Here is a 21848-nt window from a genome sequence, read left to right as displayed (position 1 = left end):
CAGAAGTTTTTTATATTAGATTATGGAAAACTTTGAAAAATATTACGAATTGATGATTGAGAAAATCATCTTTTTTGCACCTCGTATACTTATCGGAATTTTAATTATCTGGATAGGATTCAAACTTATAAAGAAGATTGAAAAACTATTGGATAAAACACTCAAGAGAGTTCAAACATCAGAAACTGTCCGTCCATTTTTATTATCAATAATTTCTATAGTATTAAAAGTAGCTATTTTATTTACAGTAGTTTCAATTCTAGGAGCAGATTTATCAGGGTTAGTAGCTATTTTGGCAGCAGTTAGTTTTGCAATAGGACTGTCGCTTCAAGGAAGTCTAGGAAATTTTGCATCAGGAATTCTTATTTTGTTTCTCAAACCGTATCAAGTAGATGATTGGATAGAAGTAGGAGATAAATTTGGAAAAGTAGAAGAAATAGGAATTTTTAATACTACAGTAATCACACCAGGAAATAAAGTACTTATAATTCCTAATTCCAAAATTACAGACGATGTAGTTACAAATTACTCAAAAAAAGGAGTAGTGCGATTAGAACTGAATGTAACAATGCCTTATGCCGAAGATTTTCCTAAAGTAAAAGAAATTATTACTGAAGCCTTAAATCCAATAAACAAAATCTTAGAAAACCCAAGTACAACTATTGGGATTGAGAGTTTTGATTCTCATAGTATAATTATAGCAGTGAGACCTTATGTGAGACCAGATGATTTTTGGGAAGTTACTTTTCTTGCTCATAAAAACATTAAAGAAGCTTTTAATCAAAATGAGATTCAGGTAGCATATTCTGAGGGTATCGAACTAGGAAAAATAGGAAGATAATACTGTTTTGTACAAGTTTAAAAATATTTTATCATAAAAGACAATGCTTCATAATGAAAAAAATATAACATGCAATCCCTTTGTATACAAAGGATTGTTACTTTAATGTTATTTTTTTTGAAAATTATTTACGGTATAACCATAAATTTTATTACTTTTAAACCGTAATAATGTAAGCACAAAAGTTTTGATTTTTTATGATTAGGGTAATTTGAGAGTATAAATCATTAAGCTTTTTGGACTGATTACCCAGAAAGTGATTTATATGATTTTTTTACCAAAAAACTGAGAGCGCTCCAGCAATGGAGCGCTTTTGCTGTTTATAATAATATTGTCATGAATAATTTATAATTTAACTAAGATAATAAGTTATTTGGATCAAGACTAATTGTTGTGGTTTTGTATAAGTGACGAGTGATTAGCCGATGAGAGATGAGTGAGATTGAATCTAAAATTTAAAAGTTTTTTGATATGGAGTTGGTTCGTTAGGTAGTTTTTGAGTACTGTCATCTCGACAAGCTCGATGACCAGACAAGCTCGATGACCAGACAAGCTCGATGACCAGACAAGCTCGATGACCAGACAAGCTCTGTGATAAGTATAAATCTAAAATGTTTTTTTGAGTGATAAATGAATAATAATAAATTGGTTAGTTTTGAGTGGAATTCGTTACTTCGACTCCACGATGAATTAATCTAAAATCAACTATCGTTAATCTTAACTCTGTATTCGACATTCATTATTATATTTTAATTCACCCACAACTTTTGAGACTGATCCAGTTATTTGTATTTAAAAATAGTAAACACTGTATATACTTCTTCGCCACTTTTACTATTAATAGTATTTTGAAAATAATCTTTTCTTAAACTAGACCGTTAAAAAGTCATTTTATTATAGTTTGAAATAACGACACTTAATAATGAATTACGTGTAATGCATACATAAATAACTTTAATAATGTATCAAAGTGAAAATACGTTAATCTTGACCTATAAAAATCAAAAAGAAGAATGAAATAGCTCGTGTTTATGATAATTATGGTAATAATTGATACTTTTTTACATTAAAAACAATACATTTTTGTGAAATCTATAGGAATTATATTTTTTTCTTACAAAATTGCTGTTGGATATATAATATTTTTGTTAATTCGTCTATAGTATGTTGCTTTTCAACGGTATAAATAAGTATGTTAACATAAATTAAGTAGGAAAATTATGTATTAACCTTACATTTGTAATGAACAAGAGTTATAATAGTAACACATTAGTTTTTTTACAATTTGGTTTTGGTTTTTTTGAATGGGAAAGATTGAGTTTCGAGATTGGATGAGGAAAATAAGAAATGAAGAAGAAATAAAAATACTCAATTCCCCTAAGTAGTGAGAAAGCGCCCTTTTTGCGATTTGGGGCGCTTTTTTTATGTTAATTGTTATTCAATGACAAGGTGTTTGACATTGTCTAAATTCCAATCTATAACCAATCCTTTTGCAAGAGAGTGGGTGATTTCTTTACCGTATAATACTTCACATAAATATAGTGCAGCTTCAAAACTTTTGGCACCACCAGCAGAAGTAATATATTTTCCGTCATGAACAAAAAGTAAATCCTTACGAATGTCTAAATCAGGAAATGTTTTTTGCATAAGTTCGATATCCCCAGGGAATGTAGTAGATACTTTTTTATCTAATAGACCAGTTTTGGCTAATACAAAAGCCCCGTCGCAGTGCGAAGTCATATATAAAGCATTTTCATCAACCTTTTTTACAAAATTTAGCATATCTAGATCATTTAAATCTGAATCCAAATGATGTTCTGCACTAGGAATTACTAAAATATCGATTTGAGGAAGTTTATCTTTTAAATAGTTATAATCGGGAATGATTTTAACCCCTTCAAATGTTGTAATGTAATTATCTGTATTAGCAACTGTAAAAACGTTCATCGCTTTAATATTTTTACGATATTGAGTATGCTGAAAAATATCAAAAGGAGCTGTAAACTCAGTATTGTAAGTTCCATCCATAATTAAGAATGCAACATTATAGCGATTAGGTGCTAGAATAGGAAAATGTTTTTCTTGAGTAGAAGGAGTAACTTTTATTTCAGCTTGAGGTTGTTTTTGAGAGCAACTAGCTACAAATAGAACTGTGCATAGTAATATATATTTAAATCGAGTAGTAGAAAAAAATGAAATCATAATAAATAAATTTAAACTGTAGCTTCTTTTGTAAGTCGCAGTTGTAAGATATATAATAAAAAAATGCAAATAGTTAATAAAGCTATAATGATATACCAAGTATAAGTATAGCCTATATAAGATACCAGTTGCATACCAGAATTATGTCCTATGATATGAGAAACAGAAAATGAAATGCTATATAAAGCCATGTATTCGCCAGGATTTCCTTTTTGAGATCTTTGTAAAGCAAAAGCATTTGAAAAAGGAAAAGAAATCATTTCTCCTATAGTCATTAACAGCATACTAATAATAACAATACCTGTCCAAGAAGTAAAGTTAAAAACCGCAAAGCTTAATGCAGTTAATATAGCACCGATCAATATGAGTTTTACCATAGAGAAAGATGAATCCTCTAAATATTTAACTAGAGGCATTTCAAAAATAAAAATAACTAATCCATTCAATCCCAAAATTAACCCAATATCAAATTCGGATAAAGCATGTATTTCTTTATAGAATAAAGGTACCGTAGAAAAGAATTGTAAAAATGAAATGCCAAATAAAACCATAGCAAAAAAGAAAATCCAAAAAGTTTTATCTCTATATACAGAAACAGGGTTTTTTACAATATGATTATCTATAGTTTTTGTGGTTTTTGGATTTAGTGTATACAATAATAATACACTAGCTAATAAGCAAGTAATACCATCTATCCAAAATAAACCTTGATATCCTATTGTTGTAATGATTATACCACCTACAGCAGGACCTGCAGAAAACCCCAGATTAATGGCTAATCTAATTAAAGTGACAGATCTAGTTTTGTTTTCAGGTTTGCTATAACTATTTAAAGCAACAAATGTAGCAGGTCTAAAAGTATCTGCAAGAATCATAATAATGAAGATACCAATACTAAAAGATAAAAAAGTATCTAGAAATTGTAAAATAATAAAGCCAAATCCAGTAGCGATTAAACTAGAATACATGACTTTATAATACCCAATTTTGTCGGTAAGTTTTCCTCCTAACCATGACCCTAATAAAGAACCAGTTCCAAAACAAGTCATAATCCATCCGATTTCTATTAACGATAATTGTAAATCTTTAGTAAGGTATAAAGATAAAAACGGAATAACCATTGTTCCAGCTCGATTAATTAACGTAATTAAGGAGAGCCACCAGACCTCTTTTGATAAACCAGAAAAGGAATTGAAATAATTAAAAAATAGGCTTTTCAAGTTGTTTTTTGTTTGATGTTATAAGATTTTACACCAAAATTAGCTTTTTAAAGCAGATTTACCTTGTTTTTTTATTAAGTTTAGCATTAATAATTATTCAAGGTTTGTATTTTTGCAAAAAAAATCAAAGTGAAACATTGTTTAATCGTACTCCTATTGTCTTGCGTAAATTTAATAGCCCAAAAAACAACAGCTATTAAAGAAATCAGGGACTTTCAAGAAGCATTAAATAAGAAATTTGTAATAGCAGAAACCACTCCGTTAACTTCAGAAGATTTAGAAGTTTTTACAACACATGAGTTCTTTGCTATTAATATGCATTATAGAATAAAAGCTGATTTTATAAGAACACCTTATGAAACTCCTTTTATTATGCAAACTACTACAAATAGAGAGCCTATATATGTAAAATATGGAGAAGTACATTTTAGATTAAATAAAAAGAAGTATATCTTAAATGTCTATCAAAATCAAGCATTGATTGAGCAAGAAGAATATAAAAATTATTTGTTTTTACCATTTACCGATTTAACTAATGGAAAAACTACTTATGGAGGAGGTAGATTTATTGATCTTGAAATCCCAGAGAAACAAACTATTATAATAGATTTTAATAAAGCATATAATCCTTATTGTGCTTATAATAATAAATATTCGTGCCCAATTCCTCCAGAAGAGAATCATTTAGAAATAGAAATACCAGTAGGAGTAAAAAGCTTTAAAAGACATAAGCTATAATAAAATTAAGATATAAAAAAAGGACTTTTTAAAGTCCTTTTTTTATGAGTTATAGAATCGGAATATAAATTTCGGTAATCCAATTGGCAGGATTTTGTTGAATATCTGGTTGAGTTCTATACACTTCAAATGGAGGAGATTCAGGATTTAATTCTAATCCATTATCAGTAATGTATTGTTGCGCAACAGCCCAAGCTTCTTTTAGGTTTTTATAATCTCCAGTAAGTGTTGTTTTTACTACTTTTTGCTTAGGAAGAAAGTTACATAAAATTGAACTCTCTTCAGGAACTTCTATTTTTTCACGAACAGGTATACCAATAGAAAATATAGTAGTACCAGCTTCAGCGTTAAATTCATTAAATAAAGTAAAGGGCATTCCTGTTTGAGGTAATTTATTAGTATGTACATATGCTTTTAAAGCAGGTATCATTTGTTCCATTTTTTGAGGTAAAGTAGCGATAGTAGAAGCAGCTGAGCTATATACATAAAAACCACCACCATGTTCTGTAATACCATCGACATTAATAGCGTATTTTTGCATTTGCGTTTGAGTATATGTAGCTAGTTTTTCTAATCCATTTTTTAACATAGGTCTTAAACTTTCTTCCATAGAAATATCTTGAGTAGCCCAATACGCTTTATCGAAAAAGGATTGATCACCTTTCATTCCCCAAGTAATCTTAGTTCCTTCTGCAGTAGCTTCAAGAGTCCAATAAACATCACTTATACTTTCGCCCATAGGTGTGATAAAAGTGAGTTTTTGATCTATACTAGAAAAAGGAGCTGTTGCTACTGTTTTCATATGACCGTCACCTTGAGATGCGCTAGTCCAGCTATAACTAGCACCTTCACCACTGGTTTGAGTAGGATAACTCATTACAAAATCATTAGATAAATCCATCCAAGGACCCCATGTTTCCCATGTTTTATATTCGTTTACAGTGGTAAAAAGTAATTCATCTGGAGCAGTGATAACTTTACTCTCAGCTATATCATATTTACCATTGATAGTAGCGATATAAGTAGCGCCTCCTATAATAACAATCAATAGTAATAAGAATAAGTATTTGACGATTTTCATTTAAGTTAGTTTAGGTTATTAGTTGTGCTAATATAATCAAATTTAACATTCTTTAATTTGTTACATTTGTAGAAACAATTAACACCAAATTATGAAGCTTAAAACAGTATTAGCTTGTATAGCAGCTGGTACACTATTTATGGCGTGTAAAAATGAGCCAAAAGTAGAAACACCTGTTGCTACAGAAGAAAAAGAAACTGTAGTAAAACCTACAGAAGAGTTTGATTATGTAGTAGGGCAATTTGCCGATTTAAAGATTTTACGTTATCAAATTCCAGGATGGGAAAACTTAAGTTTAAAAGAGCAAAAGTTAGTATATTATTTGACACAAGCAGGATTGAGCGGTAGAGATATCATGTGGGATCAAAACTATCGTCATAACTTAGTTATTAGACATGCTTTAGAAAAAGTATATACAACGTATACTGGTGATAAAACAAGTGATGATTGGAAAGCTTTTGAAACTTATTTAAAAAGAGTTTGGTTTTCAAACGGGATACACCATCATTATAGTAATGATAAAATTAAACCTGAATTTAGTCAGGATTATTTAAGTAGTTTATTAGCTGCTACAGCTACAGAATTACCAAAAGAAGTTTATGAAGTGATTTTTAATGATAAAGATGCTAAAAAAGTAAACTTAGCCAAAGGAATTGATAATGTAGCTGCTTCTGCAGTAAACTTCTACGGAGAAGGAGTGACAAATAAAGATGTAGAAGAATTCTATAAGACTAAAAAGTCGCCTAATCCAGAAAAACCATTATCATATGGATTAAACTCTCAATTAGTAAAAGAAAATGGAGCGTTAAAAGAACGTGTATATAAATCTGGAGGTTTATACGGAGCTGCTATTGACGAAATCATCAAATGGTTAGAAAAAGCACAAAGTGTAGCAGAAAATAAAGCGCAAGGTGATGCTTTAGGTTTATTAATCAAGTATTACCAAACAGGAGATTTACAAACTTGGGATGATTATAATGTAGCATGGACTGCAGCTACAGAAGGAAATATCGATTATATCAATAGTTTTATTGAAGTGTATAATGACCCATTAGGTTACAGAGGATCTTATGAAACTATTGTACAAATCAAGGATTTTGATATGTCTAAAAAAATGGCGGTTTTATCTGAAAATGCACAGTGGTTTGAAGATAATTCACCATTAATGGATGAGCATAAAAAAGATAGTGTAGTAGGAGTTACTTATAAAGTTGTTGCTGTTGCTGGTGAAGCTGGAGATGCATCTCCTAGTACGCCAATTGGAGTAAACTTACCTAATGCAAACTGGATTAGAGCTGCTGTAGGATCTAAATCTGTATCTTTAGGAAATATTATTAATTCGTATAATAATGCTGGAAGTTCTGGGCGTTTAAAAGAGTTTGTACATGATGAAGAAGAGTATAAGTTAGAAAAAGAATACGGACAATTAGGAGATAAATTACATACTGCACTTCACGAAGTAATAGGGCATGCATCGGGACAATTAAACCCAGGAGTAGGAGAAACAAAAGAGACGCTTAAGAATTATGCATCTACTATGGAAGAAGGTAGAGCTGATCTTGTAGGATTATACTATTTAATGGATCCAAAACTACAAGAATTAGGATTAGTTCCTGATTGGGAAAAAGTAGGTAAAGCTGCTTATGATGGATATATCCGTAATGGATTAATGACACAGTTAATTCGTTTAAATGTAGGAGATGATGTAGAAGAAGCACATATGCGTAACCGTCAGTGGGTAAGTGCTTGGTCTTTTGAACAAGGAAAGAAAGATGGAGTGATCGAAAAAGTTACTCGTGAAGGAAAAACGTATTATGATATTAAAGATTATAAGAAATTACGTGAGATTTTTGGACGTTTATTAAGAGAAACGCAACGTATCAAATCAGAAGGTGATTTTGCAGCAGCAGAAGCATTAGTAGAAGGATATGGAGTGAAAGTAGATCAAACATTACACAAAGAGATCTTAGACCGTAATTCTAAATTTAAATCTGCACCATATAGCGGATTTGTTAACCCTGTATTACAACCTAAAAAGGATGAAGCAGGAGAAATTACAGGATTTGAAGTATACCAACCTAAAACATTTGAAGAGCAAATGTTGTTCTATGCAAAGAACTATGGTTTCTTACCACAGGTAAACTAATCTTATACTTGAATTGAAAATATATAAAAGGCACTATCAAATACTTGATAGTGCCTTTTTGATTATTCTTTTTTGCTGTTAAAATTAAGAACAGCTTTATAACCGAATTGGATATTGAAAAAATTACGACTAGGATGAAGATTGAATCTTCCCTCTTCATATTTAAGACGTAAGAAAAAAGCATCATCTTTATCATTGTTAGTATAGAAATAGGCTTCAGAATGAATAGAAAATGTATTGAAGTTTAAAATTTGGTTTTCTATAATATTATTGTTTTGATAACGATTTAAATAAAGGCTAGCATTGATACCAAAATTTGAAAAACGTTCTACTTCAATTCCAGCACCAATTCCTAGTCCTAAAGTGGTTGTATTCTCTTTTGTATCGCTACTATTTCCTTGAACTTCGGTAAAAAAAAGGTTCCCTTTAGATTTTAATAAAATCTTATAGGGGAATTTTTTACCAATACGTGTTTCATAAATATCTAATTGTGTTCCTGCCGTTAAAAAAGATTTTTGGATCATGTCCAAAGGATTATTTTCTATAGCAGTTATGGGGATGGTTCGATCATCATTATCAAATCTGGAATAACTTACTCCTGCCTTGAATTTTTTAAATAAATAATGGAATCTAGCTATGTTAAAAGGATTTAAATAGAACGTACTGTTTCCTTCAAAACTAATGATGCCATTTGCAGATTCATCAATTAAGCCTAAGAAATCAGAATATGCTCTAAAATCAATAAAAGATCTTAAATTATTTTGAATAAAAATTTTATGATTGAGAGAATCTTGATGTGTTGAAAGTTTGATATATTCCTTCTCAATAATATAATACTTATCAACTTCATAATCATAGGTTAAAAAATCAACTAAACGAATGTAGTGGCGAGGAGTTAAATTACTTCTTAAAGTGGCTTTACTGTTTCTATCAAAACTAAAAATATTTGTAGAAGAAGAATTGGTGAAAACTTCTTTGGGATTATCAGTAAAAGCTTTAATGTTAAAGAGAACACCATCTCGTATTTCGATTAATACTTTAGTGATATTTACGTTTCTTTTAATAAGAGAATCATTTTGTTCTGATCTATCGATTCTAATGCCCTTTTGTTTATATACTTTAATATTATTAAGACTATCCTTTATTAATCTAAATGTACCAACTAGCTCTTTTTTATCAACATCAAAATTAGCACTTAGTTTTTTTGTAAAAGAATCAATAGCTTTTTGAGAAGCAGTTTTGATAAGTTTATCTTGTTGACTTGTGCTTAAGTCATTTTTTGTGTTTATTTCAGTTTTTAATTTCTTAAATAAAGAATCAATAGAATTTTGTAGTTTTTTTTGATTGTTTTCTAAGATTATTAATTGCGTTTTAGTGGATGTGGAGTCGTTTTTTTTCTTTTGACTAAAAGTAGGTCCATGTATTAATAGAAATGCGAAAATGGAGAGTAGCGTTCTCATGATAAGTAGTTTTGATTTATAGTATAAAACTACTTTATGAAATAAAGGGAAGATATACCCAATAAAGGGGAGATTTAAGAACTAAGGAAAATTAGAAGTCATATTTTTTCTCTATAGCATAGCGCAATAATTCACCTTTACCATGTAACCCCAATTTACGAATCATATTTTTTCGATGTTTCTCTACGGTTGAAACTGATGTAAAACGAAAAGCAGCAATTTCAGAAGAAGTTTTTCCTTGTCCGATAAGGTTTAAAATTTCTCTTTCGCTTTTAGTTAATAAAGATTTTTTAGTAGTAGAAGAAGGAGAGTCTATAATAGCAGCTATATCGATAGCAGCATCAAAGTAAGTATTTCCTTTAGCTACTTCTTGAATTGCCTGTAATACTTCTTCTAGTGGAGAATTTTTTAATAAATACCCAGAAGCACCTGCATCAATCATTTGTTTAATAGCATTGTCTTGATCATACATAGAAAAAGCAATGATTTTGATATGAGAGAATTCCTGTTTGATTATTTTGGTGACAGCTATACCGTCAATTTTGGGCATGCGTATATCAGTAAGAATAACTTTAGGTTGTTTTTTTCTTACTAATTCTAATAAGGCTTCGCCATCATTGACCATTCCTATAATAGAGATTTCTTCTTCATATTTTAAGAGTAAATGAATACCATCAATTAAAGATTGATGATCTTCAGCAATAGCAACAGTAATCATAATGGTATATCAATTAAAATGTTTGTTCCTTTTTCTGGGGTAGAGTCGATTTCAAAATCACCTTCTAGGTGTTCTATACGTTTTTCTATAGAATGTAATCCCATTCCTTCTTTTTGAGGTAGTTTCACAGCATTAAAACCTATTCCATTGTCTTCGATAATGATATTTAAGGAGGTGTCGTGATGTGTTAAAGAAATAGTAGCTTCTGTAGCCTGAGCATGTTTCACAATATTAGTGATGAGTTCTTGTATGATTCTAAATAATGAGATTTCTAAAGTGTTATCAAGACGTTGATTAAAACCATAATCCTGGACGGTAATCTTTAATTGATTTGATGAAGATATTTTTTTAGCTAGGTTTTTAATAGCGGGCAATAACCCTTGCTGTGCCATGACACCACTATTTTTTTCATGAGCAATAGCACGAACCTTTTGATACGCTTCATCGATAAGTGTAGTTGTCTTGACATAAAAAGCATCATCATTAATGAATTCAGGCTTGGATCGATTACGTTTTAAATGATCAAAATAGAGTTTAATAGTCGTTAAGGTACTGCCTAGGCTATCGTGTAGATCATTAGCCAAACGTTGTCGCTCTTTCTCTTGTCCAGATAACATAGCATCAATAGTAGTCAATTCTTGCTCTTTTAATATTTTTTCTACTTTATTTGTTTCGAGCTGCTTTTCTTGTTCAGCTATACGTTGTTTACGTTTAGTATTTTTATAAAGTAAGAGTGAAATAGAAATAGTACCAAGTAATGTTAATAGAGCTCCTATCCATAAATTACGTTGTTGTCTTCTACGCGTATCTATTTCATATTGAAGGAGTATGTTTTCTTTTTCTTTTTTTTCAGTTTCGTATTGTGTATTATATTTTGCAATAGCATTGATTTGAGAAACCTCGTTAATACTATCTTCTAGTTTTTTTATTTTTTGGCTATAGATATAAGCATTTTTATAGTCACGTAAAGAATCATATAAGAGTCTTAAGTTATCATAATAGATGATTTTTGTTTTAGGGACATGTTTGGATAAATTAATATCCATAGCTTTTCCATAATACATTAATGCTAATTGATATTCTTTTAAATTAGCATAACAACGAGCTATATTGTTATAAGCATAAGAAACTAAGGTGTTTTGATTATATTTTTGAAATGTAGGTATAGTTTTTCGATATATTTCTAATGCTATTTTAGGTTTATGAAATTCTGTGCGATATGTGGTTCCTTTATTAAAATTAAGTTTTGCTATACCTAATGTATCGAGGTTTTGTTGGGCTAACTGTATAGCCTTATCAAAATTATTAATAGCCTGTTTTCCATTATCATTATTGAGATACGTCACAGCAATTCGAGTATAAGCTTTTTGAAGAATCTTAGCATCGTTTTTATTTTTAGCATAAGCAATGTATTCTGCTAGATATGAAGAATCGTCTATTTGGTGATGTTTAAAATGATTTAAAGTAGCAATAATTTTTAGGTTTACATTAATAGCTTGTTCTATACTGTCAGAAGCTGTAAATATTCTTTTTGCCATTAAAAAATTATGAAAAGCTTTATGATGATTATCATTTAAGAAATGAAGTTCTGCGATATGAAAATGATAATAAGCATTTTGATAAGGTTCTAAACTTAGAGTATCTATTGCTTTTAAAATAATAGTAGCAGAATCTAATTTTTTTTCTTTGAGGAATGATTCTGCTTTATTTAATTGAGATTGTTGAGAAAAACCGAAACCAGTAAGCAAAAAGCAAACTGGTAACAGTAGAGATACTATTTTGTTGTGTTGACTAATCATTATATTCCAATAATAATACTACCATCTTTGGATTCAGGAGTACCTTCGTTTAAATTACAATTTAAGTCTTTTTCTAATAGATTAAGTAGTTTAGTATCATGAACTTTGAAAAGAAATAAGATATGATCATTTCTTGAATTGAGTTTTATATTATTTAGATTTGATTTAAAAACTAAGTTATCTTGAAGATCTTCACTTTTATATAAGTGAATGATAAAGGCATCACTATAAGTACTACTTTTATTGCAATATTGAATATCTAATATTTTATATTTAAAAACTCTTTTTGCATCAAGTTTAAAAGTAGCTTCTTTTATGGCAGATCCAGACCATGAAATAGAAGTTGTTATTAATAGATCGTCATCTTCAAAGAATATGAACTCGTTAGTAGGTCTATTAGTACAATTTAAAAAGGCGATGTTTAGGTTTTGTTTTCTCATAATGTAATGAATTAATATTAAATGAATTTTTCTAATAATAGTTTTTTTGTATATCCTGTATTTTGATGAATCTTGATTTGTGAATAAGTATCAGGAAAAATAATAGTAGAATTAAAGATGGTATTAATATTATTAGCGACACATATATTGGCTATATTTTTTACTGTAGTTGTCTTTGCAAAAATGAGACCTATGGCGTTATTTTGTTCATTGACTAATAAAGAACCAGAATCACCATCAGTAGAAATATCCTTGACTAAGATTTGCTTTTTAAATAGGATAGTATCATTATAACCATTTGAAGCATTTCCATAATTTGAATTATGTACTTTAATTGTTGCATTTGTAGAATGTATGGAGTAAGGAGTGCACTCATTGTCATTTTTATTACATCCAGATTTATATCCACAGATTTTTACTTTAGAATCAAAACTAGGCTTTTCAATAGATTTGATAGCATATCCACAAGTATTTGTAGAAGATGTTTTTTCGAATTGAGTTTCCTTTAAATCATAAAACTGAATAATAGCAGCTTCTCGATAGTCATCTAAACAATGCCATGATAATTGACCGCAGATATAGTTAGGGACAGATTTTGAACTATTGAAAGTACTAAATGCAGGATGAATAATTTTTTTTCCTAAATCAATTCCTGCTCCACTAGCTACGTGCCAATTTGTAATACCAAAAAGAGTATTAGGGTAATCATTTAATTTAAATAGGCCTCCTAAAGTACCTACTGAGCCACTGTTTTCATGACTAATAGAAATACCTCCTTTTAATTCTTTACTAAACGAAAAGGGGCGATCGTTCTGGGTAGAGTATTCTGAAGTAAATCTCTCGACATTTTTTAATTTAAAAAGAAGCTTTATATCTTCTAAAGAATGATCTCGACAATTAAGGCAAAAATTTTTAAAATCAGAGGAAGGAAGACTATCCGAGCGCTGAATTAATAAATTAATTAATTTTTTATATAAATCTTCCTGAGTATTTTCTTTTTTCCCTATTTCTATTTTAAAGCTATTTGAATCTTCTTTAACAACAGCTAAATACCTAATACTGTTATGATTTTTTATAAAATCATAACAGATAGAACTTTCTAAAGCTTCAATAGCCTTTTCTTCGGTTTTAAATGTAAAATCAATCATAATTAAAAGTGTTTTGATATACACCAAAACTCTATAATTATGTATATAGAAAACATACCCAGTAATGGGAATATAGCTATTTATTTAAATAGAAGAGAAATAAAAAAAGAATAAATTACGGATGTAAATACTTTTTCAAGACAAAAAGTAACCCTACAAAAACAATAAAACCAGCCAAAATAAAAAGACTTCCTTTATAGTATTTGCGGTGTAATCTAAGATCTTTACGATAGCTGAAAATCATAATAATAATAAACGCTATCACAAAACCACCTGCAAACAATAATTGACCTTGGCTAAACATAAAAATAATTTTTAGGCAAAGATAAAATGCGAGAACATATAATCCTAATAATTAACAAAGAGTTCTATAGGTAAGAATACGTTAAGAAAAAAAGAAAATTGAAAACAGAAACTAAAATAATAAGTATTATTGCCTATAGTTGATCCAGAATAGAAATCATAAATAAATAGATTGATGAAGAATAAAATTAAAGCAGTTCAGGCATTTCATACAGCGTATAAACTAGGGTATAAAGAAGAACTTACAGCAGATTTGGGTAAAGATAAAAACCTGTTACGCTTTAATTTAATGAAAGAAGAAAATGAAGAATATCTTGAGGCCGCTCAAAATGGAGATATGGTTGAGATTGCAGATGCGCTAGGAGATATGCTATATATTTTATGTGGAACTATTATCGAACATGGAATGCAACATAAGATCGAAGAAGTTTTTGAGGAGATACATCGTAGTAATATGAGTAAATTAGGAGAAGATGGAGAACCAATTTATCGAGAAGATGGAAAAGTACTTAAAGGGCCTAACTACTTTAAACCTAATATTAAAACGATAATAGATAAATAGCAGTTGATCAAATCTTAAAAGATTAGTATAAGTTTTTAAGATTTTGTATTATTCGGTATTCAAAAGAAACGACTAAAAAAGTATGGATAATCTTCTTGAGGTAAGTAATGTAGTAAAACGCTTTGGGAGTTTTACAGCATTAAATGATGTATCAATTAATGTTCCTAAAGGAAGTATTTTTGGGTTATTAGGACCTAATGGTGCAGGTAAAACAACATTAATAAGAATTATTAATCAAATTACCTATCCAGATCAAGGTAGTGTAACGTTAGATGGAGCTTCTTTACAAGAACATCATATCAAAGACATAGGCTATTTACCAGAAGAAAGAGGACTGTATAAGTCGATGAAAGTAGGAGAGCAAGCTTTATATCTTGCTCAATTAAAAGGTTTGTCAAAAAAAGAGGCCAAAGAACGATTAAAATACTGGTTTGATAAGTTCGAAATAGGAAATTGGTGGGACAAGAAAATCCAAGAACTATCCAAAGGTATGGCGCAGAAAGTACAGTTTATCGTCACTGTATTGCATAGACCTAAATTGCTAATATTTGATGAACCTTTTAGTGGATTTGATCCTATTAATGCAAACCTTATAAAAGATGAAATTTTACAATTAAGAGACGAAGGAGCAACTGTTATTTTTTCGACTCATAGAATGGAAAGTGTAGAAGAACTTTGTGATCATATCGCATTAATTAATAAATCTCAAAAATTACTTGAAGGAAAAGTAACCGAGGTTAAGAAGCAGTTTAAAACCAATACATTCGAAGTAGGCTTATTAGCTCCACAAGAAAATAATCTAAGAGAAGAACTAGCACAACGATTTAAAGTAAGTCCAGCACATTTTAAAAGCTTAGAAGATCAATTAAAGCTTAATATAACATTAGGAGCACAAGAATCTTCTAATGATTTATTACAATACTTAACTCAAAAAGCGCAAGTACAAAGATTTGTAGAGGTGATACCTAGCGTAAACGAAATATTCATTAAATCCATTACAGAAAATGAGTAATTTAAAACTAGTGATGCAACGTGAGTTTATAGCTCGTGTACGTAATAAAACGTTTGTGATAATGACGTTCTTGAGTCCGTTGATTTTTGTAGGGATGATCTCATTAATCGTTTGGCTTACGACTATGAATAACGAAGAAGTACACAAAGTTGCTTTTATAGATCAAAGCGATTTGTTTGCTTCAGAATTTAAAGACGGTGAAACTTTAGAATATATTAATTATAGTCAGTATACATTAGAAAGAGCTAAAGATTCTGTAAAAAAGAATAAATATGAAGGATTACTGTTTATTCCTAAAACAATAAGTCAACTAGAAAAGAATATAGAGTTTTATACAGAGGATTCTCCTAATTTGGGAATAATAGAAGCTATAGAAGATATAGTGTCTAAACGACTAACAAAGTTGAATTATGAAAAAGAAGGGTTAGATGTAGCAACGATCAAAGCTGCCAAAGCTAAAGTTGCACTGCAAATAGAAAACTTTTCTGGTAAGAAAACTTCAAAATTATCCAATTATATAAAAATGTTTTTTGGAGGTGTAGCAGGATATTTATTGATGATGTTTATCATTATTTACGGTAATATGGTTATGCGATCTGTGATAGAAGAAAAAGCAAATCGTATAATAGAAATTATCATTTCCTCTGTTAAACCTATGCAATTAATGATGGGTAAAATATTAGGTACATCTTTAGCCGGAATAGTCCAATTTATTATATGGGTAATCTTAGGAGGGATATTGATGACTGTGTTAACGACGATGATAGATATAGATCCACAACAAATTGCTGCATCTCAAGAAGCAATGCAAGAAATAGAGACAGACAATATGGATCAGATACGATTGATCCTTAGTGATATTTGGGCATTACCGCTTACGAGTTTGATCATATCATTTTTGGTTTATTTCATAGGCGGATATTTTTTATATAGCGCAATTTATGCAGCAATAGGAGCAGCAGTTGATAGCGAGACAGATTCTCAACAATTTATGTTACCGATTATCCTTCCGTTAATGTTAGGGATTTATGTAGGATTCTTTTCGGTTATAGAAAATCCACACGGAACAGTAGCTACTGTCTTTTCAATGATACCTCTTACATCACCTATAGTTATGTTAATGCGTATTCCGTTTGGAGTTCCTTGGTGGGAAATAGCTATTTCTATATTGATTTTGCTAGGAACTATTTTTGGAATTATTTGGTTTGCTGCAAAAATTTATCGCATCGGTATTTTGATGTACGGTAAAAAACCTACCTACAAAGAGCTATTCAAGTGGTTAAAATATTAAACTGATCTTATGCAAGTAAAAGAAAAAGTAAAAGAAGTTATTACAGAAGATATATGGGGGAATATCCAATATGTATTGGATTATAAAATCCTAAATATTGGAAGTGATAAAAACCCTGTAATTCTTACTGTAGGATTATTAATAGCTTTTATAGTAGTTTTCTTTTTAACGTCAAGAGTACTTAGATTTTTGAGAAGAATTATCTCGAGTAAATTTGAAAATAGTGATAAGGCTACTTTTGAATCTATTTTTTCTTTTTTAAAGTACTTTGTGTATATCATTGTATTCTTTATTGCTTTAGATACTGTAGGATTTGATATTACTGCAATTTTTGCAACTTCTGCAGCTTTATTAGTAGGTGTTGGTTTAGCCTTACAAACATTTTTTCAAGACATATTATCCGGAATTTTTATCATATTGGATAAAACAGTGTATGTAGGAGATGTTATCGAGTTAGATGGAAAAGTAGGACGAGTAGAAGAAATAAAATTAAGAAGTACTCGTGCAGTGACTATAGAAAATAAGGTGATGATTATTCCTAATCATAAATACCTAACATCGAGTTTATATAATTGGACTCAAAATGGAAAAAATACTAGAGAATCTATTACTATAGGAGTAGCATACGGAAGCGATACTCAGTTGGTTAAAGAATTATTATTACAGGCAGCATTACAAAACAAATATGTGCTTAAAAAACCTGAACCATTAGTACTTTTTAATGACTTTGCAGATAGTGCATTAATATTTCAATTAGTGTTTACAGTTAATGATAGTTTTAATGCTATCATACCTAAAAGTGAAATACGATTCGAAATTGATCGTTTATTTAAGGAGCGAGATATAAAGATTCCGTTCCCACAAAGAGAAGTAACAGTTATAAACTCATAAGCGATCAAAAATAAAATAAGGATAAAGAAGAAAACTCTTTGGGATTGTAAAAATACATGGAGTTTAGTAATAGTCACATTGTTTTTTTGCTTGCATACGCAAGCACAAGACTTGGCTAAGATTGAATATACTTACTTGCCAGAAGGAGGAAAGGCTACGCATTTTGAGCGATTAAAAATAGCGGCAAATATTCCATTTAAGTTAGATAAAAAAGGAACCTATTTAGTCATAGGACTTGAATATCGCAATATTAATATTGGATTAAAAGAAGAAGTTCCTTTTGCCATAACAAATCTTGAGCATTATCAAATGTATGGTGTAAATGCGGGATATAGTTTTAAGCTTAAAAATGATTGGAGATTTGCCATTAGATTAGGAGCGAGGATTTCTTCAAATTTTGAAACAAGTATTGTAAGTGATGACTTTAGATATAGTGGAGATTTTGTTTTTGTAAAAAGTAAAAAAGAAATAGACAAACCATGGCGTATAGTATTGGGAATGCAATATTCAAACCCAGGAACACTCAATTTTCCGTTACCGATTATCAATTATTATAAGAAATTTCATGAACGATGGTCTTTTAATATAGGAACTCCCAAAACGAATTTAAAATATCATTTTGATAAGAGAAATACAATACAAGCCTACGCTTTGGTAGATCGATTTTATACTAATGTGCAGAAAAATAGAAACTTTCTTGGAGAAGCAGATGGAAGTTCTCAAATTGCAAATATTTCAAGTTTGAGAATTGTAGGAGGATTGGGATATGAATACGCAATAACGGAACACTTATTGTTATACCTGTATGCCGGACATACATTGAATAATGATTTGAGATTAAGAGACGAAAATCGTAACGATGTATATACCATAAATAATTCAAATTCATTTTTCGCTCAAGGCGGAATTAAATTTAAGATATAATGGCCAAAATACTAATCATAGAAGATGAAGCGGCAATACGTAGAGTGTTGTCCAAAATTTTATCCGAAGAAAATGAGGCTTATCAAGTAGAAGAAGCCGAAGACGGATTAATAGGAATTGAAAAAATAAAAAACGAAGAGTATGATCTAGTGCTATGCGACATCAAGATGCCAAAAATGGATGGTGTTGAGGTACTAGAAGCTGTAAAGAAAATAAAACCAGAAACACCTATTGTAATGATTTCTGGTCATGGAGATCTAGATACTGCAGTTAATACAATGCGTCTAGGAGCATTTGATTATATATCAAAACCACCAGATTTAAATAGATTGTTAAATACGGTGCGCAATGCGTTAGATCGTAAAGAATTAGTGGTAGAAAACAAGCGCCTGAAAAAGAAAGTATCCAAGAATTATGAAATGATTGGAAAATCTGAAGCTATTGTTGGAATCAAAGATATGATCGAAAAAGTAGCTCCTACAGATGCCAGAGTTTTGATTACAGGACCCAACGGAACAGGAAAAGAATTAGTAGCACACTGGATTCATCAAAAAAGTGATAGAGCCAAAGGCCCTATGATAGAAGTAAATTGTGCAGCAATACCTGGTGAATTGATAGAGAGTGAGTTATTTGGACACGTAAAAGGAGCGTTTACATCGGCAAATAAAGATCGTGCAGGAAAGTTTGAAGCTGCAAACGGCGGAACCATTTTCTTAGATGAGATAGGTGATATGAGTTTATCGGCTCAAGCAAAAGTATTAAGGGCCTTACAAGAGAATAAGATTCAACGAGTAGGTAGTGATAAAGACATTAAAGTTAATGTTAGAGTAGTTGCTGCGACTAATAAAGATCTAAAGAAAGAAATTGCAGATAATAAATTTAGAGAAGATTTATATCATCGTTTGGCAGTAATCTTAGTAAAGGTTCCAGCATTAAATGACCGTAGAGAAGATATTCCTGATTTGGTAGCTCATTTTGCAAAGAAAATCTCGCAAGAACAAGGAGCTCCAATTAAGAATTTCTCTGCACAAGCTATAGCTAAACTTCAAGAGTATGATTGGACAGGTAATATACGTGAATTGCGCAACGTAATAGAGCGTTTAATCATTCTAGGAGGAAAAGAAGTTAGCGAAGACGATGTGAAACTTTTCGCAGCTAAATAATACTATGATCAAGAAAATTTTATTCACTATTTGCTGCTTTGTAGCATGCCAAACTTATGCTCAATATGACCCAGGAGCTTTTAATTTTGGAATTACAGCAACCAAAGGATTTGGTTCAGAAAAAGAAATAGCTGTAGGAGGGCGTATAGAGTATGCATATAATTGTTATACAACCTATATGGGAGAGTTTAGTAGGCAATTTGCAATTGGAGGAGAAGATGATGAAGCTTTTAATGAATTTGCATTAGGAGTAAATTTAATTTTGTTTAATTGGCATCCTACAACAATTACTGGAGGTATAGGATATGTAGGTAATAATTCTAAAGAATTTGAAGCTATAGAAGATGAAGCTAATTTGGCTTTTAAAACAGGAAATTTTAACCACGGAGCTCAGGTAAAAATTAGAGCTTTACATCAAGTAGCAATACCATTGCATATTTTTGCAGAACTTAATTTAAAAAGTTTAGGAAGAAGATATGATACGTTTTCTATAGGCTTCAGTTATGATTTTGACGCAGTATATTAGAAGATAACCTTTTATACAAAATATATAAGCACCTGATTTAAAATAATATCAGGTGTTTTTGTTTTTATAATGACCGAAATGATTAAAAAAGATTAGTTAAAAGAACATTTTAACTCTACTTGAGGAGAAAGTTGATAAGTAAACTGTAGCGTTTTAAAAACTGATGTAGAGTCAAATAACATTTCATAAGGAATAGTTAAAGAAGAAATACCTCTTGTTAAATGATAATCATTATAAATATGAACAATAGTATCAAGTAACATTCCTTTGTATAAAGAAGAATCTTCTATTGTAACGTTATGAGGTGGTAAGGTTTTAGGTAAAGTCGTATTAGATGTGATAGTTGTTATATTTTGTTGTGTATCCATAACTATACCTTGATAAACTTCTTGGTGATCGTGAGTATGTAAAGATAAATGTATGGTTACGTTTTCAGGGATTACAGTGATTCCAGATGAGAATTGAGGTTGCATATTTTGTAAAATAGGAACATAAGATTCTCTATAAAGTAAAGCATCTAGTGTTTCACTAAAAAGGATATGGAATTTCTCTGGTTTAGGGATTTTAAATGTTACAGCATCAGCTTCATAATAAGTATCTACATAATCATCAAGTGCTAGTACATTGAGAAGTTTTTTAGCAATAGCTAAAGAATGTGTATTGATCTCTAAAACGGTAAAACGTATATCCTTATTAGAAAATAAAGGAGCTACTAAAGAGATAAAAGGAGCCAAAGGACCGCATCCAGCATAAAAAACATGAATAGGTTGATTAGGATATTCTTGTTGTTTGTCTTTTATAGCTTGAACAAATCCGCGTAAAAATAAAGTTGTTCTTTGATAGTCTAAAAAACAAGCAGCAGCATGTTGTAACGAAAGCGCCATACCACTCGCAGTTGGTACAGCTGCTAGATATCGAATATCATTTTGATAACTCGATAAGGCTATTAAGGTATCAAAATGATTGTATAATGTATTGAGAATATCTTTAGCTTCGTTAAACGAAGTTGATGGATTAATTAATTTTTGAGATAATGATTGAATATCTAAAGAAGTCGTTTTTGTAGACATAGATTATGCTGATTATAATGCACTAAAATACCTAATATACAAAATAAAAAGACCAGTATAAATACTTGAATTATACTGGTCTTTTTTTATGTTTAAAAAATAACGCCTATTAATTTACTGCAGGACAATTACAATCATAACGTTCTTTTCGTTTCCCAAAATCATATCCTAATGTTAATTGATGGTAACTCTTATCGATTACAATATCATTTGTTTGATAACTATATGTATATCCCAACATCCACTTCTTGTAATTAACTCCTACAAATGGGGTGATATATTGTAAGTTTTGTCCCTCTATAGTCGATGCACC

At 30.2% G+C, this 21848-nt stretch carries 21 protein-coding genes; 10 read left to right on the top strand and 11 right to left on the bottom strand.

What is annotated here, in order from left to right:
• Nucleotides 1-22 precede the first annotated feature (22 nt).
• Nucleotides 23-841: a mechanosensitive ion channel family protein gene (locus ACYEKI_RS19755; RefSeq protein WP_459212939.1), complete on the top strand. Its 819-nt coding sequence runs from the start codon at nt 23-25 to the stop codon at nt 839-841.
• A gap of 1434 nt (nt 842-2275) precedes the next feature.
• Here ACYEKI_RS19755 and ACYEKI_RS19750 read toward each other — a convergent pair.
• Nucleotides 2276-3043 carry a DJ-1/PfpI family protein gene (locus tag ACYEKI_RS19750; protein WP_459212938.1) on the bottom strand — a complete coding sequence of 256 codons (768 nt, stop codon included), beginning with the start codon at nt 3041-3043 and terminating at the stop codon, nt 2276-2278.
• Nucleotides 3044-3054: 11 nt separating this feature from the next.
• A complete protein-coding gene (locus tag ACYEKI_RS19745; RefSeq protein WP_459212937.1) occupies nt 3055-4263 on the bottom strand; it encodes an MDR family MFS transporter in 1209 nt (402 codons plus the stop codon).
• Between the two features lie 129 nt (nt 4264-4392).
• Between ACYEKI_RS19745 and ACYEKI_RS19740 the strand changes: the two genes are divergently transcribed.
• The gene (locus ACYEKI_RS19740; RefSeq protein WP_459212936.1) at nt 4393-5001 is read left to right on the top strand and encodes a DUF1684 domain-containing protein; all 609 of its coding nucleotides are present in this window, start codon (nt 4393-4395) and stop codon (nt 4999-5001) included.
• 49 nt (nt 5002-5050) lie between these two features.
• Here ACYEKI_RS19740 and ACYEKI_RS19735 read toward each other — a convergent pair whose 3' ends face one another.
• Nucleotides 5051-6082 (bottom strand): SRPBCC family protein, encoded by a 1032-nt coding sequence (locus ACYEKI_RS19735; RefSeq protein WP_459212935.1) that lies wholly within the window; start codon nt 6080-6082, stop codon nt 5051-5053.
• A gap of 91 nt (nt 6083-6173) precedes the next feature.
• Here ACYEKI_RS19735 and ACYEKI_RS19730 point away from each other — a divergent pair, with 91 nt between their 5' ends.
• Complete coding sequence (locus tag ACYEKI_RS19730) at nt 6174-8228, top strand: dipeptidyl-peptidase 3 family protein (protein WP_459212934.1); 2055 nt, start codon at nt 6174-6176, stop codon at nt 8226-8228.
• 62 nt (nt 8229-8290) lie between these two features.
• On the opposite strand, the gene ACYEKI_RS19725 is transcribed toward ACYEKI_RS19730, so the two are convergent.
• From ACYEKI_RS19725 to ACYEKI_RS19700, 6 genes are all read right to left on the bottom strand, one after another.
• A complete protein-coding gene (locus ACYEKI_RS19725) occupies nt 8291-9688 on the bottom strand; it encodes a hypothetical protein (RefSeq protein ID WP_459212933.1) in 1398 nt (465 codons plus the stop codon).
• Nucleotides 9689-9779: 91 nt separating this feature from the next.
• The gene (locus ACYEKI_RS19720) at nt 9780-10406 is read right to left on the bottom strand and encodes a response regulator (RefSeq protein WP_459212932.1); all 627 of its coding nucleotides are present in this window, start codon (nt 10404-10406) and stop codon (nt 9780-9782) included.
• A complete protein-coding gene (locus ACYEKI_RS19715) occupies nt 10403-12205 on the bottom strand; it encodes a tetratricopeptide repeat-containing sensor histidine kinase (RefSeq protein ID WP_459212931.1) in 1803 nt (600 codons plus the stop codon). The genes ACYEKI_RS19720 and ACYEKI_RS19715 overlap by 4 nt, the downstream gene beginning before the upstream one ends.
• The gene (locus ACYEKI_RS19710; RefSeq protein ID WP_459212930.1) at nt 12205-12645 is read right to left on the bottom strand and encodes a hypothetical protein; all 441 of its coding nucleotides are present in this window, start codon (nt 12643-12645) and stop codon (nt 12205-12207) included. Before ACYEKI_RS19710 ends, ACYEKI_RS19715 begins: the two co-directional genes overlap by 1 nt.
• Nucleotides 12646-12662: 17 nt before the next feature.
• Nucleotides 12663-13793: a hypothetical protein gene (locus tag ACYEKI_RS19705; RefSeq protein WP_459212929.1), complete on the bottom strand. Its 1131-nt coding sequence runs from the start codon at nt 13791-13793 to the stop codon at nt 12663-12665.
• A 115-nt stretch (nt 13794-13908) separates the two neighbouring features.
• On the bottom strand, nt 13909-14097 hold the full coding sequence (locus tag ACYEKI_RS19700; protein WP_459212928.1) for a hypothetical protein: 189 nt from the start codon (nt 14095-14097) through the stop codon (nt 13909-13911).
• 174 nt (nt 14098-14271) lie between these two features.
• On the opposite strand from ACYEKI_RS19700, the gene ACYEKI_RS19695 reads away from it, so the two are divergent.
• The 7 genes from ACYEKI_RS19695 to ACYEKI_RS19665 all read left to right on the top strand — a co-directional run bounded on the left by ACYEKI_RS19695 (nt 14272) and on the right by ACYEKI_RS19665 (nt 20465).
• A complete protein-coding gene (locus ACYEKI_RS19695; protein ID WP_459212927.1) occupies nt 14272-14658 on the top strand; it encodes a pyrophosphohydrolase domain-containing protein in 387 nt (128 codons plus the stop codon).
• A gap of 82 nt (nt 14659-14740) precedes the next feature.
• Nucleotides 14741-15670, top strand: a complete 930-nt coding sequence (locus ACYEKI_RS19690) for an ABC transporter ATP-binding protein (RefSeq protein ID WP_459212926.1) — start codon at nt 14741-14743, stop codon at nt 15668-15670.
• Complete coding sequence (locus ACYEKI_RS19685) at nt 15663-16961, top strand: ABC transporter permease (protein WP_459212925.1); 1299 nt, start codon at nt 15663-15665, stop codon at nt 16959-16961. Before ACYEKI_RS19690 ends, ACYEKI_RS19685 begins: the two co-directional genes overlap by 8 nt.
• Nucleotides 16962-16970: 9 nt before the next feature.
• Entirely contained in the window at nt 16971-17852 is an 882-nt protein-coding gene (locus tag ACYEKI_RS19680) for a mechanosensitive ion channel family protein (protein ID WP_459212924.1), read from the top strand.
• A gap of 90 nt (nt 17853-17942) precedes the next feature.
• Nucleotides 17943-18776, top strand: a complete 834-nt coding sequence (locus ACYEKI_RS19675) for a DUF6268 family outer membrane beta-barrel protein (RefSeq protein WP_459212923.1) — start codon at nt 17943-17945, stop codon at nt 18774-18776.
• A complete protein-coding gene (locus tag ACYEKI_RS19670; protein WP_459212922.1) occupies nt 18776-19939 on the top strand; it encodes a sigma-54-dependent transcriptional regulator in 1164 nt (387 codons plus the stop codon). The genes ACYEKI_RS19675 and ACYEKI_RS19670 overlap by 1 nt, the downstream gene beginning before the upstream one ends.
• Before the next feature lie 4 nt (nt 19940-19943).
• Complete coding sequence (locus tag ACYEKI_RS19665) at nt 19944-20465, top strand: hypothetical protein (protein ID WP_459212921.1); 522 nt, start codon at nt 19944-19946, stop codon at nt 20463-20465.
• 92 nt (nt 20466-20557) lie between these two features.
• Here the strand turns inward: ACYEKI_RS19665 and ACYEKI_RS19660 are convergent, their stop codons facing one another.
• Together ACYEKI_RS19660 and ACYEKI_RS19655 are read right to left on the bottom strand one after the other, a co-directional pair.
• A complete protein-coding gene (locus tag ACYEKI_RS19660; RefSeq protein WP_459212920.1) occupies nt 20558-21535 on the bottom strand; it encodes an SAM-dependent methyltransferase in 978 nt (325 codons plus the stop codon).
• A 109-nt stretch (nt 21536-21644) separates the two neighbouring features.
• A partial coding sequence (locus tag ACYEKI_RS19655; RefSeq protein WP_459212919.1) for a type IX secretion system membrane protein PorP/SprF occupies nt 21645-21848 on the bottom strand: 204 nt, incomplete at its 5' end.

It is taken from the genome of Aquimarina rhabdastrellae, from assembly GCA_947387485.1.
Classification (GTDB): domain Bacteria; phylum Bacteroidota; class Bacteroidia; order Flavobacteriales; family Flavobacteriaceae; genus Aquimarina.
The sequence above is the reverse complement of the archived record's forward strand: the minus strand, read 5'-3'. Positions and strand labels throughout refer to the sequence as shown.